This window comes from Qipengyuania sp. MTN3-11, from assembly GCF_042851825.1.
In the GTDB taxonomy this organism is placed as follows: Bacteria; Pseudomonadota; Alphaproteobacteria; order Sphingomonadales; family Sphingomonadaceae; genus Qipengyuania.
The window spans coordinates 1,114,544-1,139,721 of the sequence record NZ_BTGM01000001.1 but is presented as its reverse complement, the minus strand read 5'-3'; the positions used below and the strand labels follow the sequence as shown (position 1 = coordinate 1,139,721).

General features: G+C 68.0%; 26 protein-coding genes. 17 read left to right on the top strand and 9 right to left on the bottom strand.

Annotated elements, in window-relative coordinates:
• Positions 1–37: 37 nt before the first annotated feature.
• Together ACGHN1_RS05460 and ACGHN1_RS05455 are read right to left on the bottom strand one after the other, a co-directional pair.
• Entirely contained in the window at positions 38–799 is a 762-nt protein-coding gene (locus tag ACGHN1_RS05460; RefSeq protein ID WP_390549062.1) for an alpha/beta fold hydrolase, read from the bottom strand.
• Between the two features lie 67 nt (positions 800–866).
• Entirely contained in the window at positions 867–1,391 is a 525-nt protein-coding gene (locus ACGHN1_RS05455; RefSeq protein ID WP_390549060.1) for a DUF3617 domain-containing protein, read from the bottom strand.
• A gap of 101 nt (positions 1,392–1,492) precedes the next feature.
• Here ACGHN1_RS05455 and uvrB point away from each other — a divergent pair, with 101 nt between their 5' ends.
• From uvrB to ACGHN1_RS05440, 3 genes are all read left to right on the top strand, one after another.
• Positions 1,493–3,688: an excinuclease ABC subunit UvrB gene (uvrB, locus tag ACGHN1_RS05450; protein ID WP_390549058.1), complete on the top strand. Its 2,196-nt coding sequence runs from the start codon at positions 1,493–1,495 to the stop codon at positions 3,686–3,688.
• An 83-nt stretch (positions 3,689–3,771) separates the two neighbouring features.
• Complete coding sequence (locus ACGHN1_RS05445) at positions 3,772–4,323, top strand: hypothetical protein (protein ID WP_390549056.1); 552 nt, start codon at positions 3,772–3,774, stop codon at positions 4,321–4,323.
• Between the two features lie 85 nt (positions 4,324–4,408).
• Entirely contained in the window at positions 4,409–4,951 is a 543-nt protein-coding gene (locus ACGHN1_RS05440; protein WP_390549054.1) for a hypothetical protein, read from the top strand.
• Here the strand turns inward: ACGHN1_RS05440 and ACGHN1_RS05435 are convergent.
• Positions 4,905–6,944, bottom strand: coding sequence for a protein-disulfide reductase DsbD family protein (locus ACGHN1_RS05435; protein ID WP_390549052.1), 2,040 nt, complete (start codon positions 6,942–6,944; stop codon positions 4,905–4,907). The two genes, ACGHN1_RS05440 and ACGHN1_RS05435, sit on opposite strands and share 47 nt — an antisense overlap.
• Positions 6,945–6,987: 43 nt before the next feature.
• Between ACGHN1_RS05435 and ACGHN1_RS05430 the strand changes: the two genes are divergently transcribed.
• A complete protein-coding gene (locus tag ACGHN1_RS05430; protein WP_390549050.1) occupies positions 6,988–8,202 on the top strand; it encodes an FAD-dependent monooxygenase in 1,215 nt (404 codons plus the stop codon).
• Between the two features lie 9 nt (positions 8,203–8,211).
• On the opposite strand, the gene ACGHN1_RS05425 is transcribed toward ACGHN1_RS05430, so the two are convergent.
• Genes ACGHN1_RS05425 through hemC form a run of 3 tightly spaced genes read right to left on the bottom strand, consistent with a single transcriptional unit; the run spans position 8,212 to position 10,789 of the window.
• A complete protein-coding gene (locus ACGHN1_RS05425) occupies positions 8,212–9,126 on the bottom strand; it encodes a hypothetical protein (protein ID WP_390549048.1) in 915 nt (304 codons plus the stop codon).
• Between the two features lie 20 nt (positions 9,127–9,146).
• Entirely contained in the window at positions 9,147–9,851 is a 705-nt protein-coding gene (locus ACGHN1_RS05420; protein WP_390549046.1) for a uroporphyrinogen-III synthase, read from the bottom strand.
• Positions 9,848–10,789: a hydroxymethylbilane synthase gene (gene hemC, locus ACGHN1_RS05415; protein ID WP_390549044.1), complete on the bottom strand. Its 942-nt coding sequence runs from the start codon at positions 10,787–10,789 to the stop codon at positions 9,848–9,850. Before hemC ends, ACGHN1_RS05420 begins: the two co-directional genes overlap by 4 nt.
• Positions 10,790–10,834: 45 nt before the next feature.
• On the opposite strand from hemC, the gene tsaD reads away from it, so the two are divergent.
• The 12 genes from tsaD to ACGHN1_RS05355 all read left to right on the top strand — a co-directional run bounded on the left by tsaD (position 10,835) and on the right by ACGHN1_RS05355 (position 21,234).
• Positions 10,835–11,875: a tRNA (adenosine(37)-N6)-threonylcarbamoyltransferase complex transferase subunit TsaD gene (tsaD, locus tag ACGHN1_RS05410; protein WP_390549042.1), complete on the top strand. Its 1,041-nt coding sequence runs from the start codon at positions 10,835–10,837 to the stop codon at positions 11,873–11,875.
• Positions 11,872–12,861: an NAD(P)H-dependent glycerol-3-phosphate dehydrogenase gene (locus ACGHN1_RS05405; RefSeq protein WP_390549040.1), complete on the top strand. Its 990-nt coding sequence runs from the start codon at positions 11,872–11,874 to the stop codon at positions 12,859–12,861. The genes tsaD and ACGHN1_RS05405 overlap by 4 nt, the downstream gene beginning before the upstream one ends.
• Entirely contained in the window at positions 12,862–14,418 is a 1,557-nt protein-coding gene (locus ACGHN1_RS05400; protein ID WP_390549038.1) for a lipopolysaccharide biosynthesis protein, read from the top strand.
• 56 nt (positions 14,419–14,474) lie between these two features.
• Positions 14,475–15,212 carry an OmpA family protein gene (locus ACGHN1_RS05395; RefSeq protein ID WP_390549036.1) on the top strand — a complete coding sequence of 246 codons (738 nt, stop codon included), beginning with the start codon at positions 14,475–14,477 and terminating at the stop codon, positions 15,210–15,212.
• Between the two features lies 1 nt (position 15,213).
• On the top strand, positions 15,214–15,354 hold the full coding sequence (locus tag ACGHN1_RS05390) for a hypothetical protein (protein ID WP_390549034.1): 141 nt from the start codon (positions 15,214–15,216) through the stop codon (positions 15,352–15,354).
• Positions 15,354–15,938: a helix-hairpin-helix domain-containing protein gene (locus ACGHN1_RS05385; protein WP_390549779.1), complete on the top strand. Its 585-nt coding sequence runs from the start codon at positions 15,354–15,356 to the stop codon at positions 15,936–15,938. The genes ACGHN1_RS05390 and ACGHN1_RS05385 overlap by 1 nt, the downstream gene beginning before the upstream one ends.
• 81 nt (positions 15,939–16,019) lie before the next feature.
• Entirely contained in the window at positions 16,020–16,379 is a 360-nt protein-coding gene (locus ACGHN1_RS05380; RefSeq protein ID WP_390549032.1) for a response regulator, read from the top strand.
• Positions 16,380–16,447: 68 nt separating this feature from the next.
• On the top strand, positions 16,448–16,834 hold the full coding sequence (locus ACGHN1_RS05375; protein WP_390549030.1) for a four-helix bundle copper-binding protein: 387 nt from the start codon (positions 16,448–16,450) through the stop codon (positions 16,832–16,834).
• Positions 16,835–16,938: 104 nt separating this feature from the next.
• Positions 16,939–18,114: an acyl-CoA dehydrogenase gene (locus ACGHN1_RS05370; RefSeq protein ID WP_390549777.1), complete on the top strand. Its 1,176-nt coding sequence runs from the start codon at positions 16,939–16,941 to the stop codon at positions 18,112–18,114.
• 183 nt (positions 18,115–18,297) lie between these two features.
• Positions 18,298–18,942 (top strand): maleylacetoacetate isomerase, encoded by a 645-nt coding sequence (gene maiA, locus ACGHN1_RS05365; RefSeq protein WP_390549775.1) that lies wholly within the window; start codon positions 18,298–18,300, stop codon positions 18,940–18,942.
• Positions 18,942–19,952: a fumarylacetoacetate hydrolase family protein gene (locus tag ACGHN1_RS05360; RefSeq protein ID WP_390549028.1), complete on the top strand. Its 1,011-nt coding sequence runs from the start codon at positions 18,942–18,944 to the stop codon at positions 19,950–19,952. The genes maiA and ACGHN1_RS05360 overlap by 1 nt, the downstream gene beginning before the upstream one ends.
• A gap of 28 nt (positions 19,953–19,980) precedes the next feature.
• Positions 19,981–21,234 carry a hypothetical protein gene (locus tag ACGHN1_RS05355; RefSeq protein WP_390549026.1) on the top strand — a complete coding sequence of 418 codons (1,254 nt, stop codon included), beginning with the start codon at positions 19,981–19,983 and terminating at the stop codon, positions 21,232–21,234.
• Between the two features lie 4 nt (positions 21,235–21,238).
• On the opposite strand, the gene ACGHN1_RS05350 is transcribed toward ACGHN1_RS05355, so the two are convergent.
• Positions 21,239–22,402, bottom strand: coding sequence for an acyl-CoA dehydrogenase family protein (locus tag ACGHN1_RS05350; protein ID WP_390549024.1), 1,164 nt, complete (start codon positions 22,400–22,402; stop codon positions 21,239–21,241).
• A 3-nt stretch (positions 22,403–22,405) separates the two neighbouring features.
• Positions 22,406–23,167: a crotonase/enoyl-CoA hydratase family protein gene (locus ACGHN1_RS05345; RefSeq protein WP_390549022.1), complete on the bottom strand. Its 762-nt coding sequence runs from the start codon at positions 23,165–23,167 to the stop codon at positions 22,406–22,408.
• Positions 23,168–23,283: 116 nt separating this feature from the next.
• On the opposite strand from ACGHN1_RS05345, the gene ACGHN1_RS05340 reads away from it, so the two are divergent.
• Positions 23,284–24,552: an acetyl-CoA C-acetyltransferase gene (locus ACGHN1_RS05340; RefSeq protein ID WP_390549020.1), complete on the top strand. Its 1,269-nt coding sequence runs from the start codon at positions 23,284–23,286 to the stop codon at positions 24,550–24,552.
• On the opposite strand, the gene ACGHN1_RS05335 is transcribed toward ACGHN1_RS05340, so the two are convergent.
• Positions 24,549–25,151, bottom strand: a complete 603-nt coding sequence (locus ACGHN1_RS05335) for a flavin reductase family protein (protein WP_390549018.1) — start codon at positions 25,149–25,151, stop codon at positions 24,549–24,551. The two genes, ACGHN1_RS05340 and ACGHN1_RS05335, sit on opposite strands and share 4 nt — an antisense overlap.
• Positions 25,152–25,178: the final 27 nt, after the last annotated feature.

The following is a 25,178-nucleotide window of genomic DNA, read 5'->3' as shown; positions in this document are numbered from 1 at the left end:
GCGGTGCGGCCGAACATCCAATATCATTGATAAAGGTTTACACCGCTTCCAGTTCCCCCAGCACCCGATCGATCGAATCCTTCGAATAGACGAACCCCATGTGCGAACAGCGCACCGGTACGGCGCGGTCGCGTTCGCCCGGCCAGCCGCAGGCGGAGCGGGGATTGACCACTCCGTCGAGCGGACTCCACAGGGCCACCGTCTCCACCGGCGGCTTGACGGCGGGCTCGGCCTCGAACTCGGGCTCGTCGACCCGGTGCCCGGCGATCGCCTGATAGGCGCGCCAGCCGTTGTTGGCCCGCGGGCTTCCCGAAAACGGCGAACCCATGGTGATCACCTTGGCGACCTTGTCCGGATGGCGTTTGGCAAGTTCGCGGGCGATCACTCCGCCCAGGCTCCAGCCGACGAGAACGATCGGTTCGCCCCGCCGGGCGAACAGGTCGAGAAGCCGTTCCTCGACCTTGAAGAACCGCTCTGCCGTTGCGCCCAGATTGTAGCCCATGCCCCAGCGCTTGACCGTGTGACCCGCTTTCTCGAGCTGACGGGCCATGTACCGCATGCGGATCGGATGCGCCCCGAAGCCTGGCAGGAGCATGACCGACCGGGGGGTGCGAGCTGTGGCCACCCTGTGCTCGCGGAACATGCGCTTTACCGGTTCGGCGACCCAAGTCAGCTCGTTGAGCAACAGCAGCAGGCGTGGTCCGCGAACATCCTCCGGACAAGGTTCGCGCGCAAGTTCCCACCGGCGCGCCAGTTCGGCGCGGGTGCCCTCACCCAGATTGAAGAACCGCGTTGCCATGGAAACGTAACATTCCTCCACCCGCCTGAATGCGGGATGAGGCGATCGGGTTCCAAGACCATCCCGCTTAGCAGTCGCCGATTCGCTCGTGATCTGCAGTCAGGGTCATCGACATTTCTCCCATGCCGGGCATGTCGCCCTCCATGGTCATTCGCATCTGCGACGATGTCCGGGTGCCGGTGCCTTCCATCGTCATTCGCAATTGCCCGCCCTGCTGGTTGCAGACCATCACCGCATCGATGTCGCCGCCGTCGGCGTCGAAGCGTTCGAAGCTGCAATCGCCCTCGCTCGACTCGCGGGCCATGCGCTCGAAGCCCTGCTCCGCTTCCTCGGCGGTCAGGCAATATTCGCTCGATTCGCCGTTCATGGAATTCTTCATCATCTCGACCACCTGCGGCGGGGCGTTCGGGATATCGACCGAGACCAGCTCCACCGTGCTGCGGTATTGCCCGGGGTCGGGCTTGATCCCGCCGGATTCCGCTTCGCGTGCAGCCTCTTCCATGCTGATCGTCCCGTCGCCATCGGCATCGCTAGCCCCGTTGCCGCAGGCGGCCAGCATCGGCAGCACCATGATCGTCGCCAAACCCCGCATGTCGTCCTCCCCGCTTCGATGAGGCGCGCAGTGTAATACGGAAAGCGAGGCTGGCAAACGCCCCGTTGCGGCGCGGAGCTGCGTTCCCCATATGTGCGCCCATGGCGGAACTCGTGATCAGACGCGGACTCGAAGAGCCCGACACCACCGGGGAGTTCGTGCCCCACAAGCCCGCCCGCCCCGAAAAGTCGATGGGCGGACGCAGGTTCGAACTGGTCAGCGATTACGAGCCCGCGGGCGACCAGCCGACCGCGATCGCCGAGCTGGTCGCCTCCGCGCGCGAGGGCGAGCAGACACAGACTCTGCTGGGCGTCACCGGCTCGGGCAAGACCTTCACCATGGCCAAGGTGATCGAGGAATTGCAGCGCCCCGCCCTCATCCTTGCGCCAAACAAGATTCTCGCCGCCCAGCTCTATGGGGAGTTCAAGAGCTTCTTCCCCAACAACGCGGTCGAGTATTTCGTCAGCTATTACGACTACTACCAGCCCGAAGCCTACGTGCCGCGCTCCGACACCTACATCGAGAAGGAAAGCTCGGTGAACGAGGCGATCGACCGCATGCGTCATTCAGCCACCCGCGCCCTTCTCGAACGCGACGACGTGATCATCGTCGCTTCGGTCTCGTGCCTTTACGGCATCGGCTCGGTCGAGACCTACTCGGCGATGATCTTCGACCTCAAGACCGGCGACACGGTCGATCAGCGCGAACTGATCCGCAAGCTCGTGGCGCTGCAGTACAAGCGCAACGACGCCGCCTTCCAGCGCGGCAATTTCCGCGTGCGCGGCGACAATCTGGAACTGCACCCGAGCCACCTCGAAGACACCGCCTGGCGGATCAGCTTCTTCGGAGACGAGATCGAGGAGATCGCCGAGTTCGATCCGCTCACCGGCAAGAAGGGCCAGGTGCTCGACAAGGTGCGGGTCTACGCCAATTCGCACTATGTCACGCCCGGCCCGACGATGAAGCAGGCTTCCGCGGCGATCAAGTTCGAGCTCGAGGAGCGGCTGAAGGAACTGCATGAGGAGGGCCGCCTGCTGGAAGCCCAGCGGCTGGAGCAGCGAACCAATTTCGACCTCGAGATGATCGCCGCGACCGGCAGCTGCGCGGGGATCGAGAATTATTCGCGCTTCCTCACCGGCCGACTTCCGGGAGAGCCGCCGCCGACGCTGTTCGAATACCTGCCCGAGAACGCGCTGCTGTTCGTCGACGAGAGCCACCAGACCGTCCCGCAGGTCGGCGCGATGGCGCGCGGCGACCACCGCCGCAAGATCACGCTCGCCGAATACGGCTTCCGCCTGCCGAGCTGCATCGACAACCGTCCGCTGCGCTTCAACGAATGGGACGCGATGCGCCCGCAGACCTTCTGCGTGTCCGCCACGCCCGGAGGGTGGGAGCTGGAGCAGACCGGCGGCGTCTTCGCCGAACAGGTCATCCGCCCCACGGGCCTCATCGACCCGCCGGTCGAGATCAAGCCGGTGGAGGATCAGGTTCAGGACTGCATCGAGGAGTGCAGGAAGACCGCCAAGCTCGGCTACCGCACGCTGGTCACCACGCTGACCAAGCGCATGGCCGAGGACCTGACCGAGTTCATGCACGAGGCGGGCGTACGGGTGCGTTACATGCACTCCGACGTCGAGACGCTGGAGCGCATCGAGCTCATTCGCGACCTGCGGCTGGGCGTTTACGACGTGCTGGTCGGCATCAACCTGCTGCGCGAAGGCCTCGACATTCCCGAATGCGGGCTGGTCTGTATCCTCGATGCCGACAAGGAGGGCTTCCTGCGCTCCGAGACCAGCCTCATCCAGACCATCGGCCGCGCCGCGCGCAACGTCGACGGGCGCGTGATCCTTTACGCCGACCGCATCACTGGCAGCATGGAACGCGCCATGGCGGAGACCGAGCGCCGCCGCGAAAAGCAGCGCGAATACAACGATGCGCACGGGATCACGCCGCAGACGATCAAGCGCGCCATCGCCGATATCGTCGCGCATACCGCGGCGGGCGACGGCGTCACCGTCGATACCGGCGACGACGAGCGCAACAACCTCGTCGGGCACAATTTACGTGCCTATATTGAGGACCTCGAAAAGCGCATGCGCAATGCCGCCGCCGATCTCGAATTCGAGGAGGCGGGGCGGCTCCGCGACGAGATCCGCCGGCTCGAGAACGACGAGCTTGGCCTCGGCGAGCACGAGAAGAAGGCGCCGCTCGTCGGCCGCAGCAACGAAGGCAAACCGGGCACGCGAAAGACCCGTTACGGCAAGACGCGTTACAAGAAGATGGGCGGCAAACCCTAGCGTTAACAGTATTTTAACCGCGAAAGCGGGAACCGGTCTGAGATGACGGGGTTGAGGCGCAAAAGGTTCTTGGAGGAACAGTTATGCCTACTCGACTTCTTGCCGCTTCGCTGATCCCGCTGGCCATCGCCGCCTGCAATCCCGGCGTCGACCCCGACGAAGAGGTGTCGGAAGAAGCCGCCGAGATCGCCGAGGAAGCGCCCGTATTTGGTGAGAGAAGCGACGCCGACGTCGCCGGCGTTACGCCGACCGAGGGAATGCGCTGGTTCTACAAGCCCGCGACCCAGACCGCATTGTACGGCCCGGCCGACAGTGAGGCGGTGATCTCGCTGTCCTGCAACGAGAGCATGACCGGCGAAACTCTGCTCGACTTCCAGTGGATCGCCCCGGCCACAGCCGGCGCCAGCGAGACGGTCGCGGTGAGCGCCGGCGACGCAGGCGGCTCCTTCCCGGTGCGCGGTATCGCCAGCGCGCTGGGCCCCGACGCCATCTGGCAGGGCGGCATCCAGCGCGGCGATGCGGTGGTCGAAGTGTTGGCCGATGCCGAGCAGCCGATCACCTTCACGCTCGGCGACCGCAGCATCACCACCCCCGTCGGGGAACCGCTGGCGCGCGCCATCGCCGCCTGCGCCTGAGGCTTGGCCTTCAGCCATCCGGTCATCGGGGATGGCGGACGCGGCCCTATTGCCACGGCGTCCCCGCATGCCATAGGCGCCGGCAATGCGGTCGCGTCTCGCGCTTATCCTGGCGTTCGCTCTCGTCCCGGCCTGCAGGCCGCCGGCGAGCGACGACTATGTCGCCCGGGTAGGTCTTGAAGTGCGCGAGGAACCGCGCGCGCCCATCGATACTCCCGACACGCAAGGCGCCGGCTGGGCCCCGGGGCGCAATGCGGGGCGGATCATCTACGGCAAGCCCGGGGAACGCCCGCTTTTCGCGCTCGAATGCACCGCAAGCAAGAGCGGTCCGGCGATCGTCTTCACCCGCCATGCCGTCGCCGACCCCGAAGCCCAGGCGGTGCTGGCGCTGATCGGCAACGGCCATGTCGAGCGCTTGTGGATCGACGCCGTGCGCGTGGACGGCACCTGGCTGTGGCGCGGGAGCGTCCCGGCCGACAGTGCTCAGCTCGAAGGTCTGACGGGGTCGGGCCGGATCGAGGCGACGGTCCCCGGCGCGGGCAGCCTGATCCTCAACCCCAGCGGCCTGCCGGGGCGGCTGATCAGCGACTGCCGCGCCCGGGCAGGCCGGCGAGGAGATCGGGCGTAAGCACCTGCGGCAATTGCCGCGGCTCGCCGCCCGCCGGATACCACAGGTAGAGCGGCACGCCCGCGGCACCCTGGCGGGTGAGGAAACCGGTGATCGCCTCGTCGCGCCGGGTCCAGTCGCCTCGCAATGTCACCACCCCCGCCCGCCGGAAGGCCTCCCGGACCTCCGCGCGCTCGATCGCGGCCCGTTCGTTGACCTTGCAGGTCAGGCACCAGTCGGCCGTGAACCAGACGAAGACGGGGCGGCCGCTGGCACGTGCCTCGGCCAGCCTCGCTTCGGAGAAGGGCTCGGGATCGTGGATGCTGTCGCCGGCCGCCTCGGCCTGTGGAACGAAACCGTATTGCATCCCCATGCCGGTGCCGATCAGCAGGAAAGTGGCGATGCCCGCAGCGGCCCAGCGCATATTCGCGCCCTTGAGCCCGCCGAGGATCGCGGCCAGCAGCAGCGTGACCACTCCGGCGATGGCCAGCGCGCCGATGGCGAAGGCCGTTCCGCCCATCCGCCAAACCAGCCACGCCAGTGCCAGCGCGGTCAGCCCCATCGGCACCGCCATCCATTTGCGGAAGCGCGCCATCCAAGCGCCCGGACGCGGCAGGAGCGCGCGCAGGGCGGGTACGAAGCCGAGCAGCAGGAAGGGCAGCGCAAGCCCCAGTCCCAGCGCGGCGAACAGCGCCAGGGCCTGCGGGGCGGGCAGCAGCAACGCCGCGCCCATCGCCGCCGCCATGAACGGCCCGGTGCACGGCGTCGCGACGAAGGCGGCGAGGAGCCCGGTGGCGAAGCTGCTGGTCCCGCCCCGGCCGCCGCGCACCACCAGCCCGGGCAGTTCGAAGGCCCCGGCGAGATTGGCGGTGATCGCGGTGGCCAGCACCAGCAGCGCGACGACCACCCAGGGTTCCTGCAGCTGAAACGCCCAGCCGACCTGTTCGCCCGCCGCCCGCAAGCCCAGCAAAACCCCGCCGAGCGCCACGCAGGCGAGCACCACTCCGGTGGTGTAGGCGAGCGCGTCGCGCCGCGCTGCGCCCTCCGCGCCCCCAGCCCTGGCCAGCGCCAGCGCCTTGAGGCTGAGGATGGGAAAAACGCAGGGCATGAGGTTGAGCAGCAGCCCCCCGGCGAGCGCGCCAAGCAGCGCCAGCCATACCGACGGCAGCCGGTCATGACTGGCCGCGAGCGCGAATCCGCCCGACGGGACCGGCCCCGCGCGGGCGGTGAAGCGGACTCCATTGCCGTCTCCGAAGGCGAGGATGCCGCGCAACTCCACCGGTGCCTCCCCGAGGCCGAGGGGGATCTCCGCGATCAGCGTGTTGCCGCGCGCGAAGAAAGGCTGGGGCGCGGCGTAATCGACCAGATCGAGGTTCTCGACGAACAGATGGGCATCGCCGAGCCGCTCCGCCTCGGGGATCGGGATCGCGACCCGCAGCCGCCCGTCGGCGATGGCGAAGCTCCCCTCTCGGTCGAGCAGCGGCGCGACCTGCGCGCGCCAGCCGGCGAACCGTTCGTCGCCCGTCGCCGCGGAAGGGTCGAGCGTCAGATAGGCGTCCTGCGGTACGCAGACCTTGTCGGTGCAGGCGAGATACTGCGCCCTGACCGCAATCGCCGGAACCGCCGCAATGGCCGCATTCGCGGGCACGGCCACCGGTACCAGCACGGTGTAATCGCCCTTGTAGACATGGTTCATCAGCCCCGCGACGACCAGCCTTTGCGGGACCGGGTACAGCGGCTCGCCCACCTCCGAGCCCGGCGGCAGGTTCCAGTCGAGCGTCATGCCCAGCCCGGCATCCCCCGGGTTCGACCAATAGCCGTGCCATTCCTCGGAGCGCGGAGAGAAATGCAGCGCCAGCATCCAGGTCTCGCCCGGCCTCGGCGGAGCGTCGGCCGCGAGTTCCACCGCCATGTTCTCGCTGCCGAAGCGCACATCCTGCGCCGCCAGCGAGGACGGAAGGAGGAGCGCCGCCAGCAGAGCCACCAGCGCCGCCACCCGAGCGAACCCGTCCAATATCCTTGCGCCAGTCACGCCCCCGGCTCTAGGGCTGGCGGCCATGGACAACAAGCGCGACCTCCTGATCCTGGGCGGCGGACTGGTGGGGATGACGCTCGCCCTCGCCGCCGCGAAGAAGGGCTTCTCGAGCCATGTGGTCGACCGCGCCGACCCCGCCGAGCTGACCGCCGAGGGTTTCGACGGCCGCGCTTCGGCGATCTCCACCGCGAGTTGGAACCTGTTCGGCAACATCGGTCTCGCCGATGCGCTGGAACCGCACGCCTGCCCGATCGAATCGATCGCGGTGGTCGACCAGATGAAGCGCGGGCGGATCGACTTCCGGCCCGAACCGCACGAAGGCAGCCTCGGCCGGATGTTCGCCAACCGCACGCTGCGGCTGGCGCTGTTCGAGGCGGCGCGCGCCGAGCCGCTGATCGCCTGGCATGCACGCACCGAGATCGCATCGCGAGAACGCTCCGAGCATGGCGTGTCCGCAACCTCCACGAGCGGCGAGACGTTCCAGGCTGCGCTGATGGTCGGGGCCGAGGGCCGCGCCAGCCCGACCCGCGCCGAGGCCGGGATCGCGGTCGCGAAGTGGCAGTACGATCACCGCGCGGTGGTCGCCGGGATCGAGCACGCGCAGCCCCACGGCAACGTCGCCTGGGAAATCTTCTACCCCGCCGGCCCCTTCGCGCTGTTGCCGATGCGCGATGCCGAAGACGGCACGCATCGCAGCGCGCTGGTCTGGACGGTGTGCGAGACGGATGCCGCCGGGGTTCTCAAGCTATCCGACCGCGCCTTCGTCGCCGAGGTGGAGAAACGCATGGCCGGCCTTTTCGGCGACATCGCCGGGGTCGGCCCGCGCGCCTCCTTTCCATTGGGCTTCCACCACACAGCGACCATCACCGGCCAGCGCCTGGCGCTCGTCGGCGATGCGGCGCACGGGATCCACCCGATCGCGGGACAAGGGCTCAATCTGGGCCTTCGCGACGTCGGCGCGCTGGTCGAGGTATTGGAGGACGGCGCGCTGCTCGGCCTCGAGCCCGGCGATGCGCAATTGCTCGCGAAATACGAGCGCTGGCGCGGGCTGGACAGCTTCATGGTGGCACTGGCGACGGACGGGCTCACCCGGCTCTTCGGCATTCCCGGCCCCGCCGCCTCGGCGATCCGCCGGTTGGGCATGGCGGGCGTCCAGCGCGCGCCGACGCTCAAGCGCTGGTTCATGGACGAAGCGCGCGGCGTCGCGGGCGATCTGCCCGAACTCCTGCGCGCCTGACCTATCCCCTCAGTTCTCGGTCGTAGCTGTGCCGGCGGGGCTCGCCTGGTCGATCCGCTCGCCGGTCCCGTCGCGCAGCATCCGCGGTTCGAGCACGGCGGCGGTCTCGATGAGATCGAGCGCTTCCAATGCCGCCGCATAGCGCTCGGCATCGGCGATCCAGTCCTGCGCCCGCGCCGCGCCCGGCAGCGCCGAGACCTCGGCGACCGCAGCGTCGATCCGGCCGCTCTGGAGGAACAGCCGCGCCCGTTCGACCCGGCGCTGCGGCTGGGGCGAAGGCGTGCTTTCCCGGCGCACCACGAACAGGGTCGCCAGCTCGCTGCGCAGCCGCTCCCAGGAAAATCCGGCGTCGCTTTCGGCAAGCTCGGGAGCCAGACCGTCGAGCCGGGCGATAAGCTGGTCGATGGTGATCGGATCGCGGCTCGCCGCGACCACCGTGCGCACCGCATTGGGCAGCGCATCGCCGAAACGCAGCCGCAACTGGTCGGCGAGAAAACCGAGCTCCGCCCCCTTTTCCAGCGCCCGACGCGCGGCGAAGGCGATCAGCAGCCCCTCGGCGCGCGCGGCATTGCCGGCGGCAGCCTGGGACTGGAGTGAAAGGCGGTCGAGCCGCTGTTCGGCCGCGGCAAGGCGCTGGTCTATACCGCCCTGCTGCTCCTCCACCCGCTCCACCGCAGCTTCGGCGGCCTGTTGGCGGGCCGCGGTGGCGCTGGGCGTCGGCGTCGGCCCCACGCGTTCCGATGGCGGCATCAGCTCCGTCGGGGAGTCGGCCTCCACCGGTTCGGGGGCGCTCTCACTACTGTCGAGCCAGCGATAGACGCCATAGCCGGCCAGCCCGCCGCCGAGGAGAAAGGCGGCCAGCAGAGCGAGGACCATCGGCCGCAACGAGGCGCGCTTGCGCCGGGGGGCTGTGATATCGTCCATCCTCATCCGTTCTGCAGACCCTATGGTGAATGCGTGCTGTCGCTCGCGGTCACACCAGCGCCTTGGCACAGGCGCCCGGCCAATGCCAGCAAAGCGGCGTCATCGGGCGAGTCGGCAATGTGGATGGACTGCCAGCCCGCCCCTGCCTCGCGCGCCACCCGCGCCGACAAGGCACAGAGAACATAGGCTGTCCGATCCCGGCTCAGCCGATCGACCTCATGCGCGAAATGGGCCGCGGCGGTGCCGGAATGACAAGCGATCACCGCGCGCGGCGGCAGGAGATCGACTGCCATGGGGAGCCGACGGCTGCGATAGGCAGTGATTTCGACGATCGCGACGCCCTCGGGAGGCGAGAGCGCGACCCGCTCCTCACCGGTCAGACGGAGCATCCGGGCGGGTGGCGCGATCGCATCGAGCGCCGCCTGCAACCCCTCGGTTCCCGTGAAAGCCACCTCGAACCCCGCCGCGAGAGCTGCCGAAGCGGTTGCCTTGCCGACGCAGTGAGCAGGCAGATGGCGCAGGCGCTCCAGCGTATCTCCACCGCAACGGAAGACATTCGCGCTGCCGGCGAGCAATCCGTCGAACTCTCCCTCCGGCATCCGCCAGTCGACCGCCTCGATCGCCACCAGCGGCGCCCCCGCCACTTCGAGCCCCATTTCGCGCGCACGCGCCGCACTGGCGCTCCAGCCGGGCTCCGGTCGCAACAGCACCAGCGGCAAGCTCACGCCGGACCCGCGAACAGGCAGCGGACCTTTTCCGGTGCCTTGCCGAGAAGCTCCGCCGCAAGCGCCCGCACCGGCGCGTGATCGCCCGCGACGAAGGTCGTTTCTCCCGCGATCCTTTCCATCCCGCATTCGCTGTAGATCGCCGCACGCATGGTCATCGCGTCTCCGTCGCCGCCGGTGAGGACCGCGACCGGGCTATGGCAACTGCCCCCGAGCGCCGCGAGCAGCGCCCGCTCGGCAACGATCTCCGCCCGGCTGGCGGCGTGGTCGAGCGCAGCGAACCACTGCATCGTCTCCGCATCACCGGCCCGGCACTCGATACCGATCGCGGCCTGCGCGGGTGCGGGCAACCACCTCTCTGGATCGAGGCGAACACCCACCCCGTCCTCGCCCAGCCGTTCGAGCCCGGCGGCGGCGAGAAAGGTCGCATCGACCTCTCCCGCCTCGAGCTTGGCCATCCGGGTCGCGACATTGCCGCGAAAGGTCACCGCCCGGCAGTCGGGCCGGGCGTGGAGCAATTGTGCTGCCCGCCGGGGGGCGCTGGTGCCCACCGTCGCGCCTTCCGGGAGCTCCGCTATCGTCATCGCGCCGAGCAGCCGGTCCGCCTTGTCCGCACGCGGCAGGATCGCTGCGATGGCTAGCTCCTGCGGCCTGATCGTCTCGACATCCTTCATCGAGTGGACCGCGGCATCGATCCGGTTCTCGATCAGCCAGGCGTCGAGCTCGCGGGTCCACAGCGCCTTGCCGCCGATTTCCGACAGCGGCCGGTCCTGCACCTTGTCGCCGCTGGCGACCACCGGGACCAGTTCGACGGCATCCTGCACCCAGCCGTGCGCGGCGACGAGCCGGGCCTTCGCCTCCTCCGCCTGCGCCATGGCAAGCGGCGAACGGCGGGTTCCGAGGCGCAGCGGCGTGTCTGGGGTGGGGGGTCCGGGCATCGCGTCGCCTTGCCCTAGCGCCCCGCTTCGCTAAGGAAAAGCGTGATGGCTGTGGTTCTCGGTATCGAATCGAGCTGCGACGAAACCGCGGCTGCGCTGGTCACCTCCTCGCGCGAAATCCTCAGCGAACGGATCGCCTCGCAGGACGAGCACCACGCGCCCTATGGCGGCGTCGTTCCCGAAATCGCCGCGCGCGCCCATGCGGAGCGGCTGGCGCCGATGATCGAAGGCGTGCTCGCCGACGCCGGGCTGGCGCTCGCCGATTGCGACGCCATCGCCGCCACGGCGGGACCGGGCCTGATCGGCGGGGTCATGGTCGGCCTGGTCAGCGCCAAGGCGCTGGCGATGGCGAGCGAGGTGCCGCTGCTCGCGATCAACCATCTCGAGGGCCACGCGCTGAGCCCGCGGCTCGCCGATCCCGAACTCGGATTTCCCTATGCGCTGCTGCTGGTCTCGGGCGGGCATTGCCAGATCCTGCGAGTCGACGGCGTGGGACGCTATCGCCGGCTGGCGACGACGATCGACGATGCTCTGGGCGAGGCGTTCGACAAGACCGCCAAGATCCTCGGCCTCGGCTTTCCCGGCGGCCCGGCGGTGGAGCGGCTGGCGAAGGAGGGCGATCCTGCAGCGGTGCCCCTCCCCCGCCCGCTGCTGCGATCGCCCGAGCCGCATTTCTCCTTCGCCGGCCTCAAGAGCGCGGTGCTGCGTGCGCATGAAAGCGGGCGCTACGAACCGGCGGACATCGCCGCGAGTTTCCAGCAGGCGGCGCTCGATTGCGTGCTGGACCGGCTGCGCGTCTCGCTCGACGCGATTGGGCGGGTGCCGGCGCTGGTCGTCGCCGGCGGAGTCGCCGCCAACGCGTCGATCCGCTCCGCGCTGGAGGCGCTGGCGAAGGAGCGGGACATGCGCTTCGTCGCCCCGCCGCCGGCACTCTGCACAGACAACGCGGCGATGATCGCCTGGGCCGGCTGCGAGAGGCTCACGCTGCCCGGCTTCGCGCCCGACCCGCTCGATTTCACCGCCCGGCCGCGCTGGCCGCTCGATCCCGGTGCGGAGCCGGCGCGCGGTGCCGGGGTGAAGGCATGATCCCGACGGTCGGAGTTCTCGGCGCCGGTGCCTGGGGAACGGCGCTGGCGCAGATGCTCGCCAGCGACGGGCGCGAGGTGCTGCTGTGGGCGCGCGAAACCGAGCTGGTCGACGAGATCAACGCGGCACACACCAATTCGCTGTTCCTGCCGTCCGCCGAGCTGTCACCTTCGATCCGCGCCACCGGCAGCCTCGACGCAATGGCCGAGCTCGCCATCCTGCTCGTCGTCACCCCCGCGCAGCACATGGGCAGCGTGCTCGGCGCGATGACGCGTCACCCGCGCGACCTGGTGCTGTGTTCGAAGGGTATCGAAGCCGCCAGCGGACGGCTGATGAACGACGTCGCCCGGGCCGCCGCACCGGAAAGCGACGTCGCCGTCCTGTCCGGTCCGACCTTCGCCCACGAGGTCGCCGAAGGGATGCCTACCGCGGTTACCCTCGCCTGCGGCGGAACCGAGGCGCAGTGGCAGAGGCTCGCCCCGGTCATCGCCCGGCCGTCCTTCCGCCCCTATTACACCGCCGATGTCGCCGGCGCGGAGATCGGCGGCGCAGTCAAGAACGTGCTCGCCATCGCCTGCGGCGTGGTCGAGGGGCTCGGCCTGGGACAGAACGCCCGCGCCGCGCTGATCGCGCGCGGTTATGCCGAGATGCTGCGCTTCGGCGAGGCGCTGGGGGCCGATGCCGAGACGCTGGCGGGGCTGTGCGGGCTGGGCGATCTGGTGCTCACCTGCACTTCCACCTCCAGCCGCAATTTCTCGCTCGGCAAGGCGCTGGGCGAAGGCGAGAGCGCCGCGGCGCTGATGTCCGACCGCCGCACAGTGGCGGAGGGCGCGCACACCGCGCCGATCCTCGCCGAACTGGCGCGCAAGCACGACATCGCCATGCCGATCGTCGGCGCCGTGGTGCGGCTGCTGGGCTGCGATCCGGCAGGTGAAGTGGTGTCCGCCCTGCTCTCGCGCCCGCTCAAGGCCGAACGCGAAGGTTGAATGGCCAGCGTTCCGCCGCCTCCCACCGGCTCGGTGCCGGATCCCGCCGTATCCGCGAAGGCGGACGACGGCGACATGGCCGAACTCGCCAAGGGCGGCCGGACCAATTTCCTCGGCTTCCTGCTGCGGCTGCTCGCGCGGATCCCGTTTCTGTTCATCGCCGGACGACTTTACGGGGCGGAGAAGCTGGGCCTGTTCGCCTCCGCCCTGGTGGTCGTCGAATTGGTCGCGTTGATGTGCTCGATGGGCGAGAAGCGCGGCCTTGCCCAACGGCTTACCGAGGGGGCGGATCAGTCGCAGACCAATCTCGTCTTCGACGGCATCCTGCTGGCGACGCTGTTCTCCTGCCTTGCCGCGCTGTTTCTCTATTTCGTCCCCGCCCCGATGTTTCCCGCCGGCCGCTATTCGCAGATCGACCGGCTGATCGTGCTGGCGATCCCCGCCTATGCGCTGACCGAGATCGTGCTCGCCGCACAAGCGTACAAGTTCGACATCGCCACCACGGTGCGGGCCCGCGCGGTGGTCGAGCCGTGGACGATCTCGATCCTCGCCGGCGCACTGTGGTTCGTCACGCCCGAGGACGGTCTGACCCTGGCCTACATCGCCTCGATCTACGCCGGGCTGCTGACGGGACTGTGGACCTTTCTCAAGACCTACGGCCTGCCACGCGGCTGGCGACCGCGCCCGCGCTACATGGGCCGGGTCACCTGGCGTGCGCTGCCGTTGGCGACCGCCGATGCCATCGAGTGGGGGACCCGCCGGCTCGACATCTTCATCCTCGGCCTGTTCGCCGCGCCGTCGGCGGTGGGGGTCTATTACATCGCCCAGCAGGTCGCTTCTCTGCCGCAGAAGCTCAAGACCAGCTTCGAGCCGATCCTCGGACCGGTCATCACGAAGAACCTGAAGGACCACAACTATGCCGCGATCGCGCGGCAGGTGTGCCAGGTGGGTTTCTGGATCACGGCCATGCAGGCTGGGATCGCGCTGGCGCTCGGCGTGCCCGGGGAGGCGGTGATGGGGCTCGTCGGACCGAACTTCGTCGGCGGCACCGGCGCGCTCGCCTTCCTCCTCGCGGCCGAAGTCGTCGCGGCAACCGCGGTCGTCTCCGAGGCGGCGCTCATCTACGTCGCCCGGGTCCGCAATCTGTGGATCTCGATCGCGACCATCGCGCTGCAGGCGGCGCTCACGGTTGCGCTGATCATGCTCGTCGAGGCGAACGGCCTCGGCGAACCCTACAAGGCGGCGGCCGCCGCGCTGGGGCTGATGCTGGCGCTGGGCGTCGCGAGCCTGGTCAAGGCAGTCATGCTGTCGCGCATCCTCGGCCATCCGGTGAACAACTGGCGTTGGGCGGTGATCTGGGCGGCGGGGCCGGCGATCCTGGTCGGCTTCCTCGCCACGCGCCTGCCGGAGTGGGCCGAGCTCGCGTTCGGTGTCCCTGCGATCCTCGCGGTCTACGGCTGGGTGATCTGGCGCCGCGGTTTCGGGCCGGAGGACCGGGTCCTCTTCCGCAGCATGGGAAGCGACAAGCCGGCGACCGGGGTTACCGGCCCCGTCTGAGTTCTTTTCGCCCCGCCCCCTTTTGCTCGGGAGCGGGTGTGGTTAGGGACAGGGCCATGGCCGTCCGCGCTTCCCTCGCCATTGTGTCCGGCGCCGTGCTGGTGGCGGGGGTCGGCTATCTCGGCAGCGCCAGCTACGCCCTGAGCTTCGCCGAAGAAAAGACGGGTCTCGCCACTCGAGCGATCGCAAATGCCGGTGGATCGGGAGTCGAGGTCCGCTTCGCCAACCGCCTGGGCATCACGCGCCATCCCGTGCTGAGCGGCGGCGAGACCCTGGACGAAGGCACCAGGGCGCAGGTCGCCCGCTCGGTTGCCGCGATCCCCGGGGTCGGGGGCGTTTTCTGGGCCGACGGCACCCTCGTCGCCGAAAGCGATGTGCCGACCTTCACTCCGATGCATTGCCAGGAAGATGTCGAGGGGCTGCTGCGCACCCGCACGATCCGTTTCGAGGAGGGGTCGGCGGCCCTGACCGCCGCCAGCCGCGCGCTGCTCGACGAGGTGGCCGAGGCTCTGCGCCCGTGCCTCGGCTCGATCATCGCGGTGACCGGCCACACCGATCAGTCGGGAGCCGAGGCGACCAACCTCCTGCTCAGCCGCGAACGCGCGATCGCGGTGCGCGAGGCGCTGGTCCAGCGCGGCATACCCCGCAGCGGCCTGCGCGCCGAAGGCGTCGGCTCGGCCGAACCGGCGGAGGGGCTCGCCCCCACCGATCCGGCCAATCGCCGTATCGATTTCTCGGTCATCCGCACCGAACCGCTCAAGCCGACTCCGGTCGACACGCCGGGAGCGCGCTGACATGCCGCTGGTGCTCGAACTCATCGTGCTGATGCTCGCGGCCTATGCCGCCGGCATTGGCCTCGGCTGGCTGGTCTGGGGCTCCAGCCTCGGCCAGGACCATGCGCTCGACGACGAAGCGGACAAGGGAGATCTGACGTGATGGAAATGATCGAGGCCAACTGGCTGCTGATCCTGCTGGCGCTGGTGATCGGCATCGCCGTCGCCTGGTACGTGTTTCACGCCGCGCGCAAGACCAAGGTCACCGGCGACCGGCGCGACGTGCTCGACGAAGGCGCGGCGCCGGCCGCGCGCAATCAGGCGCTGATCGACACGCCGCGCGCGGGACAGGCAGAGACACCCGCCGCCGCCGCCCCGCCGAGGGAAGCGCCTCCAGTGATCCCCCCGGTCACGCCTGCCGGGCTCGCGGGCGCCGGTGAAGCGGTGAGTGCCGCAGTCGAGCGCGAGCAGCCCTCCGAAGCGCGCCACGGCGGCGAGACCGGCGACGATCTCACCCGGATCAAGGGCGTGGGCCCCAAGCTCGCCGCCAAGCTGCGCGACATGGGCGTCACCAGCTTCGCCGCGATCGCCGGATGGAGCGAGTCCGATATCGACCGGATCGATGCGCAGCTCGGTCGTTTCCAGGGCCGTATCCGCCGCGACAGCTGGGTGGAACAGGCCGATTATCTCGCGCGTGGCGACGAGGCCGGCTTCGCCGAACGCTACGGCAACCTGGGCGGAAACTAGGACTCGGTCGGGAACCCGAACCGTGATAGCCTGTTGAGACTCGATGGGGCGCAAACGCGGATCACGGAGAGGGTGGAAAATATGAGACAGCCGGTAATTCTCGTCGCGGAAGACGAGCCCCTCATCGCGCTCGACCTGTGCGATACCGTCGAGACTGCGGGCTTCGCGGTGGAGGGCCCGTTCGAAGACATATCCTCCGCGATGCTGTCGTTCCAGAAGCAGAAGCCGGATCTTGCCATCCTCGACGTGCAGCTGAGCGACGGCAACGTCTTCCCCCTGGCCGAACAGCTGATGGCCGAAGACGTGCCGGTGATCTTCCATTCGGGAAATTACGGGCCGAGCGAGGTGACCGAACGCTTCCCGCAGGCATGCACTCTGGCCAAGCCTTGCCCTCCGGCCCATATCATCGACAGCGTTCAGCAGGTGCTGTCCACCGGCTGAGAGTTCTTGGAACACGTAGCGCTTCCCGGCGGTTCGGAAGACGACTCCCGAACTGCAAAGGAATTCCCATGTCTCTCCAGGATATGATTTCGCGCCACCCCCAGGTCGACGACAAGACCGAGGAACTGGTGCTGGCCGCGCGCCACGCGATGCTGTGCTCGCTGTTCTGCACCAGTTGCGCCGACGCCGACGTCGCCGAAGAGATGGACATGCAGCAATGCATTCGCAACTGCCTCGACTGTGCGGACGTGTGTGCTTCGACCGCGCGTCTCGCCGTTCGCCGTACGGCGCAGAACATCGAGGTGCTGCGGGCCCAGCTCGAACTGTGCATCCTGGCGTGCGAGACCTGTGCCGACGAGTGCGAGAAGCACGACAATCCGCATTGCGCCAAATGCGCCGAGATGTGCCGCGAATGTGCCGCCGACTGCCGCAAGGCGCTGCCGCTGGTGCACTAAACTCCGCTCGCTCGATCCGTTCGCCGGCGTGGCATCCTTGCCTCGCCGCCGGCTTGATGCCATCGACCGCGCCACAATCATCGCATGGAGACCACATGGCGGAAATGGTGCCCTTTGCCTGGGACGACCCCTTCGACCTCGAAAGCCAGCTGAGCGAGGAGGAGCGGATGATCCGCGACGCCGCCCGCGGCTTCGCACAGGACGTGCTCCAGCCGCGCGTGATCGAGGCCTTCCGCGAAGAGAGAGACGCCCCCGAACTCTTTCCCATGATGGGCGAGGCCGGCCTGCTCGGCGCGACCATCCCCGAAGAGTACGGCGGCGCGGGCGCGAGCTACGTCGCCTACGGCCTGATCGCCCGCGAGATCGAGCGGGTCGACAGCGGCTACCGCTCGATGGGCTCGGTCCAGTCGAGCCTGGTGATGTATCCGATCCATGCCTACGGATCGGAGGAGCAGCGCAGGAAATACCTCCCCGGCCTCGCCAGCGGCGAATTGATCGGCTGTTTCGGCCTGACCGAGCCCGATGCCGGCAGCGACCCCGGCGGGATGAAGACCGTCGCCCGAAAAGACGGCGATGGCTACGTTCTCAACGGTTCCAAGACCTGGATCTCCAATTCCCCCTTCGCCGATGTCTTCGTGGTCTGGGCCAAGAGCGAGGCGCATGGCGGCGGCATTCGCGGCTTCGTGCTCGACAAGGGCACCAAGGGCCTCTCCGCGCCCAAGATCGAGGGCAAGATTTCGCTGCGCGCGAGCACCACCGGCATGATCGTGATGGACGATGTGAAGGTCGGCGCCGACGCGCTGCTGCCCGAAGTGCAGGGGCTCAAGGGACCTTTCGGCTGCCTCAACCGGGCGCGCTACGGGATCAGCTGGGGCGCGATGGGCGCGGCGGAGTTTTGCATGCATGCGGCGCGTCAATACGGGCTCGATCGCCAGCAATTCGGCGTGCCGCTGGCTTCCAAGCAGCTCTACCAGCTCAAGCTCGCCGACATGTTGACGGACATCGGCATGGGGCTGCAGGCGTCCCTACGGGTCGGCAGGCTGATGGACGAGGGCCGCTTCGCTCCCGAGATGATCAGCATCGTCAAGCGCAACAATGTCGGCAAGGCGCTCGCCATCGCCCGCACCGCGCGCGACATGCATGGTGGCAACGGCATTTCCGAGGAATACCAGGTGATCCGCCACATGGTGAACCTGGAAACGGTCAACACCTACGAGGGCACGCACGATGTCCACGCGCTGATCCTCGGCCGCGCGATCACGGGGATCGCGGCGTTCTGATGGTGATGCCGGCAACGCCCCCGCCCTGTCCTACACCGCATCTCCGTGTCAGGGAGGTGTCATGATCGCTCCTGCCTCGCCTTCGCCGATGCCCCTTCTCCGTCCGCGCGCGCGGGCCGAATTTTCTTCTTCTGGACCGTGTAACACCCGGTCCATGTCCAACAGCCCGAGGAGCCCTGCATGATCCGCCTGCATGGCTACTACCGCAGCTCGACCAGCTACCGCCTGCGCATCGCGCTGGAGCTGAAAGGCCTCGATTACGAATACGTGCCGGTGAACCTGCTCGCATCCGAGCAGAAGGGCGAGGCGTATACCGGGCGCAACCCCTTCGGCACCGTGCCGCTGCTCGAAGCGGAGGGCCGCGACCGGGCGCAGTCGATGGCGCAGATCGAATGGCTCGACGAAGCCTATCCCGACGCGCCGCGCCTGCTGCCGAAGGATGTCGAGCAGCGCTTCACCGCGCGCGAGCTCGCCTATGCCATCGCCACCGAACTGCACGCGCCGCTGAACCTGCCTGTGCTCAAGTACCTCTCCAACGAATACGGCAAGTCGCAGGAGGAGATCGACAGCTGGTATCGCCACTGGCTCGGCCGCACGCTGGACCCGGTGGAGCAGCGGCTCGCCCAGCTCGATACCGGCGACTTCCTGTTCGATGCGCCCGGCCTGTTCGAGACCGTGCTGCTGCCGCAGGTCTACAACGCCCGGCGTTTCGCTTTCGATTTCGCCGACAAGCCCCATATCGAGCGGATCGAGGCCGCCTGCCTCGCCCTGCCCGAATTCCAGCGCGCGCATCCCGACGCGCAGCCCGACAACCCGGAGAATACCTGATGAAACTCGCCACGCTCAACGACGGAACCCGCGACGGCAAGCTCGTCGTCGTCAGCAAGGACCTCACCCGCTACTGCGCCGCCGACAACATCGCGCCGACGCTGCAGGCCGCGCTAGACGACTGGAACAATGTCGCGCCGAAACTCCAGGCGCTCTACACCGATGTCGAGCATCAGGCCTGCCCGACCGAGCGTTTCCACGAGCGCGAGGCTCATTCGCCGCTGCCCCGTGCCTACCAATGGGCCGACGGCAGCGCCTACATCAACCACGTCGAACTGGTCCGCAAGGCGCGGGGTGCCGAGGTACCGGAAAGCTTCTATCACGATCCACTCATGTACCAGGGCGGTTCGGACCGTTTCCTCCCGCCGCGCGCCGACATCCCCTTGAAGGATACCAAATGGGGCTGCGACATGGAGGGCGAGATCGCCGTGATCACCGACGATGTGCCGATGGGTGTCACCAGCGAGCAGGCCGCGGATCACATCAAGCTGGTGATGCTGGTGAATGACGTCTCCTTGCGCGGACTGATCCCTGGCGAGCTCGCCAAGGGCTTCGGCTTCTTCCAGTCCAAGCCCTCCAGTGCCTTCTCCCCGGTCGCGGTGACGCCCGACGAGCTGGGCGATGCCTGGCAGGGCAGCGTCATCCACCTGCCGCTGATGGTGGATTACAACGGCGAGCCCTTCGGCCGCGCCAATGCCGGCGTGGACGCAACCTTCAGCCTCGCCGACCTGGTGGCCCACGCCGCCAAGACCCGCGATCTCGGTGCGGGCACGATCATCGGGTCGGGCACGGTCAGCAATCAGGGGCCGGAGGGCGATCCGGGCAAGCCGGTCTCTGAAGGCGGCCTCGGCTACAGTTGCATCGCCGAGATCCGCATGATCGAGACCATCGACAGCGGCGAGGCCAAGACCCGCTTCATGGAACCGGGCGACACCGTGCGGGTGGAGATGAAGGACAAGGACGGCCACTCCATCTTCGGCGCGATCGAACAGAAGGTGGTCGCCGCCTAGAGCGCACGACCCGATTTCGAGAGAGCCGATGACCTCTGCAGAGCCGCCCTCGAGGCGACGCCGGGCATGGCTCGCGCTCGCCCTCGGCATACCGATCCTGCTGTTTCTGCTGGTCACCGGTTCCGAGCCCTGGGTGCCTCCCGCTCGTGCGGCGACGGCGGAGCAAGTCGCCCTGGCGCAGGATGCCTATCTCGCCTTGCGCTCCGACCGTCCCGAGGGGGAGCCGGTTTCACTTCGTCTCGAGCAGGCGCAGCTGGGCGCCATCACGGCGTTGATCAGCCAGGGTTTCGCCCCCAACCGCCTCGCCGCCGAGCTCGAAGGCGATACACTTGCCATCGCCGCCAGCCGCCCCCTCCTGTTTCGCTGGCTCAACATGCGCGCCCTCATCCGCGGGGAAAGCGAAGGCTTTCCCGAGATCGAAGCCAGGGTGGGCGCGATCCCCGTGCCGTCATGGCTGGCCAGAGACATGCTCGAACTGGTGCTGGGCCGAAGCACGCGCGCCGCTGAGTTCCCGCCGCTGGACGAACTTGTCCGATCGGTGAGCATCGCCCGCGACAGTGCCACGCTGTCTGTCGACCTTCCGCCTTCCGGCTTGCTCGACCGCCTCTCTGGCGCGCCCATGATCGACGATCGCATGGTCGCCGCGATCTATTGCGCGCTTGCCAAGCGGCAGCGCGAGCAACCCGAACCGCTCTTCGCGAACCAGCTGCAGCGCGCCCTGCACCTGACCCGGCCCGTACCCGAGCAGCACGGGGCCGCGCTGGTGGCGCTGGCCATGATCGCCGTCGCTCCGGAAGCAGGCGATTTGACCGGAGAGGCCGCCGAAAGCGTGCGCGAATGCGCCATCGCGCCCGTCGCGCTCACCCTGCAGGGCCGACCGGACTCGCCCAAACACTGGGCGTTGTCCGCCGCGCTGGAAGTGACCACCGGCACCCGCTTCACCGCCGCGATCGGCGAATGGAAGGAGCTGGCCGACGGCCTGTCCCGCAATCCGCTGCTCGGCCCCAACGATCCGAGCGGCTTCTCCTTCGTCGATCTGGCGACCGACCGGGCGGGCTTCCTCACTGCGCGGAACCTGACCGATCCCAAATACCTGGAATCCACGCGCGCACGCTTGCTGAAGGCCGACGACAATGTGCTCCTGCCCCCGGCGACGCTGGGCCTTACAGACGGCATGCCCAATGTCGAGTTCGTCGAACTCTACGGCGCGACCGACGACCCGCGCTTCGAACGCAAGATCGCCGAGATCGACGCGATGCTGCGCCGGGGCGGGATCGAATGAACGGTTACATCGAGCGCGCGATCACTATCTTCATGATCTCGTTCGAGCCGCCGAAGATGCGCGTGATGCGGCTGTCGCGATACATCCGGGCGATGGGGTAGTCGTTGATGTAGCCCGCGCCGCCGTGGAGCTGGAGGCACTTATCGACCGTCTCGCCCTGCAGCTCGGTGATCCAGTACTTGGCCATGCAGGCGGTCGGCACGTCGAGCTCGCCCTTCAGGTGCTTGGCGATGCAATCGTTGAGGAAGACCTTGGCCGCCGTCCCCCGCGCCTTGAGGTCGGCGAGCGTGAACTGGGTGTTCTGGAAGTCCCAGATCGTCTGCCCGAAGGCCTTGCGATTCTTGACGTAGGCGACCGTCTCCTCCAGCGCGCGTTCGATCGTGGTCATCGCGCCCATAGCGATGATCAGGCGTTCCTGCGGCAGCTCGCCCATCAGCTGGTAGAAGCCCTTGCCCTCTTCGCCGCCGAGCACGGCGTCGCTGGGCACGAAGACATCGTCGAAAAACAGCTCGGAAGTATCCTGCGCATCCAGCCCGACCTTGTCGAGCTTCTTGCCGCGCTGGAAGCCTTCCGCCCCCTCGGTCTCCAGCAGCATCAGCGAGATGCCCTTGGCGCGCTCCTTGGGATCGGTCTTGGCGACGACGATGATGAAGTCCGCCGTCTGGCCGTTGGAGATATAGGTCTTGGCCCCGTTGATGCGGTAGCCGTTGCCGTCCTTCAGCGCGGTGGTGGTGATGCTCTGCAGGTCCGAGCCCACGCCGGGCTCGGTCATGGCGATGGCACTGACGAGTTCCCCGGTGACGAGCTTGGGAAGATACTTCTTCTTCTGCTCCTCGGTCCCGTGGCGCACGAGGTAGGGCAGGATCACCGTGTTGTGCAGGCTCGCGGAAAAGCCTTCGACCCCGTGCTTGCCCTGCTGGTCGATGACGACCATCTCGTGGCGGAAATCCCCGCCGTGGCCGCCGTATTCCTCCGGTACCGAGCTGCCGAGGAGGCCCGCCTCGCCCGCCTCGTTCCAGAATTCGCGCTCGACCTGGCCGTCTTCCCGCCATTTGAGGACGCGTTTTTCCGGCGCGTGCTTCTCGTAGAACTTGCCGACGGCGTCCGCGAAAATCGCGATCTCCTCGTCTTCCATATATTCGGGCTGGGGTACGTCGATGACCGGCATGGCTTACTTCCCCTTCCAGTTGGGTTTGCGCTTCTCGGCGAAGGCGGCCGCGCCCTCGCGCGCGTCCTCGCTGACGAAGACCGGGCCGATCAACTGCGATTGCCTGTCGTATCGCTCGTCCATCGACCAGCCGCGCGATTGCTTCAGTATCTGCTTGGACACACGGACCGCCAGCGGGCCGTTCGCCGCGATCTTCGCAGCCAGTTCCTTCGCCCCGTCGAGTGCGGAGCCACCGACGACGCGGTTGATCAGCCCGAGCTCGTAGGCGCGCGCCGCATCGATGAACTCGCCTGTAAGCGCCAGTTCCATCGCGATCCGCTCGGGGATCTGATCGGGCAGCATCATCACGCCGCCCGCCGCCGCGACCAGACCGCGCTTGGCCTCGGGTATGCCGAATTTGGCATTCTCGTTGGCGACGACGAGATCGCACGCGATCATCAGTTCGAGCCCGCCGGCGAGCGCATAGCCCTCGACCGCCGCGATCAGCGGCTTCTCGGGCGGCTTTTGCACCACCCCGCCGAAGCCGCGTCCCTCGACGCTCGGAGATTCGCCGCGCAAGAAACCCTTGAGGTCCATGCCCGAACAGAAGGTGCCGCCTGCTCCTGTGAGGATCCCGACCCTGAGGTCGTCCTCGCTGTCGAGCCGGTCCATCGCCGCCGCGATCCCCTCGGCCGCAGCCTTGCTCATCGCGTTCTTGGCCTCGGGCCGGTTGATGGTGACGATCAGCACGCCGTCGTCCACTTCGGTCAGGACTTCTTCGCTCACCCTGCTCTCTCCCATTGCATTATGAAACTGGTCTTGCGCCCTTGCTGCGGGAGGCTTACGCAAACGTCAACCGGCAATTCGCCGCTTCCGGAATGCCAGCGAGAGGAGAGCCCGCCATGGCCGAAGCCTACATCATCGATGCCGTCCGTACGCCGCGCGGGATCGGCAAGCAGGGCAAAGGCGCGCTGGCGCACATGCACCCGCAACACCTGGCCGCGACCTGCCTGAAAGCGATCGCCGCGCGCAACGGCCTCGACACCGCGACGGTCGACGACGTGATCTGGTCGGTCAGCACGCAGGACGGCATGCAGGCGGGCGATATGGGCCGGATGGCCGCGCTCGATGCGGGCTACGACGTCACCTCCAGCGGCACCACGCTCGACCGTTTCTGCGGCGGCGGGATCACCAGCGTCGCGCTCGCCGCCGCGCAGGTGATGAGCGGGATGGAGGATTGCGTGGTCGCGGGCGGCACCGAGATGATGAGCCTCACCGCGCAGATGTCCAAGGACAAGATGGCTGCCGGTATCAAGCCGCCGATGATGGGCAGCTACAACGAGCGTCTCACACGCACGCATCCGCAAAGCCATCAGGGCGTCTGCGGCGATGCCATCGCCAGCATGGAAGGCTTCACCCGCGCGGAACTCGACGAAGTCGGCTATCGCAGCCAGCAGCGCGCCGCCACCGCCATCGATGAAGGGCGGTTCGACAAATCGCTCGTCCCGGTCACGGACGACGAAGGCAATGTGGTTCTCGACAAGGAAGAGTTTCCGCGCCCCCAGACCACGCGCGAGGGATTGGCGGAGCTCGAGCCGGCCTTCACCAAGATCGCCGACGTTCCCCTCGACAAGGAGGGGACGACTTTCCGCAAACTGGTCAACGCCAAATATCCCGACCTCGAAATCGAGCATTTCCACCATGCCGGCAATTCCTCCGGCGTGGTCGACGGCGCGGCGGCGGTGCTGGTGACGAGCAGGGAATATGCCGAGAAGCACGGCCTGAAACCCCGCGCCCGCATCGTCGCAACGGCCAACATGGGCGATGACCCAACGCTGATGCTCAATGCGCCCGTTCCTGCGGCCAAGAAAGTGCTGGAGAAGGCCGGACTGACCAAAGACGACATCGACCTCTACGAGATCAACGAAGCCTTCGCCGTGGTCGCGGCCAAGTTCGTCCGCGATCTCGATCTCGACTGGGACAAGGTCAACGTCAACGGCGGCTCGATCGCGCTCGGTCACCCCATCGGAGCGACCGGATCCATCCTGATCGGCACGATGGTCGACGAGCTCGAACGGCAGGACAAGCGTTACGGTCTGGTCACGATGTGCGCGGCGGGCGGCATGGCCCCGGCCATCGTGATCGAGCGGGTGGACGGCTTCGTAGACTAGGAAAGGCTGGCGAGCAGTTCCAGCTGCGCCCTGCCCGCTTCGGTGAGCCGCAGACCGTTCGCGGTCTCTTCCGCCAGTCCGGCCAGCAGCAGGGCGTCCTCGTCCCTCGCCCCACCGCTCGCGACCCTGCCGTAGCGGCCGCCGTGATAGATCAGCGGCTCGGCCCGGCTGCGGTCGAAATCGACGACTTCGCCCAAGAAGATCGCATGGTCGCCGCCCTCGTATTCGAACCGCGCGCGGCAGCCGAACCGCGCGGCGCAACCTTCGATGAGCGGAGCGCCCTCGGGCCCATCGGCCGGTCCGTTTCGGTCGCCGAGTCCGGTGAACTTGTCGAGGCCGCTGGTCGCGAAGCGCTGCGAGAGGTCCTCCTGTCCCGCGGCGAGGATGTGGACCGCCCAGCTCTCCGCATCTCGGAAGACAGGCAGCGAGTTGCTGGACAGCGCCAGGCTCCACAGCACCATCGGCGGATCGAGGCTGACCGAATTGAAGCTGTTGGCCGTCAGCCCGACCGGCTCGCCATCGGGCCCGCGCGCGGTGACGATGGTGACGCCGGTGACGAAACTGCCGAGCGCGCTGCGGAAGGCATCCTGATCGAACACGGTCCGGCAGCTAGGTCGCCGGGAGCC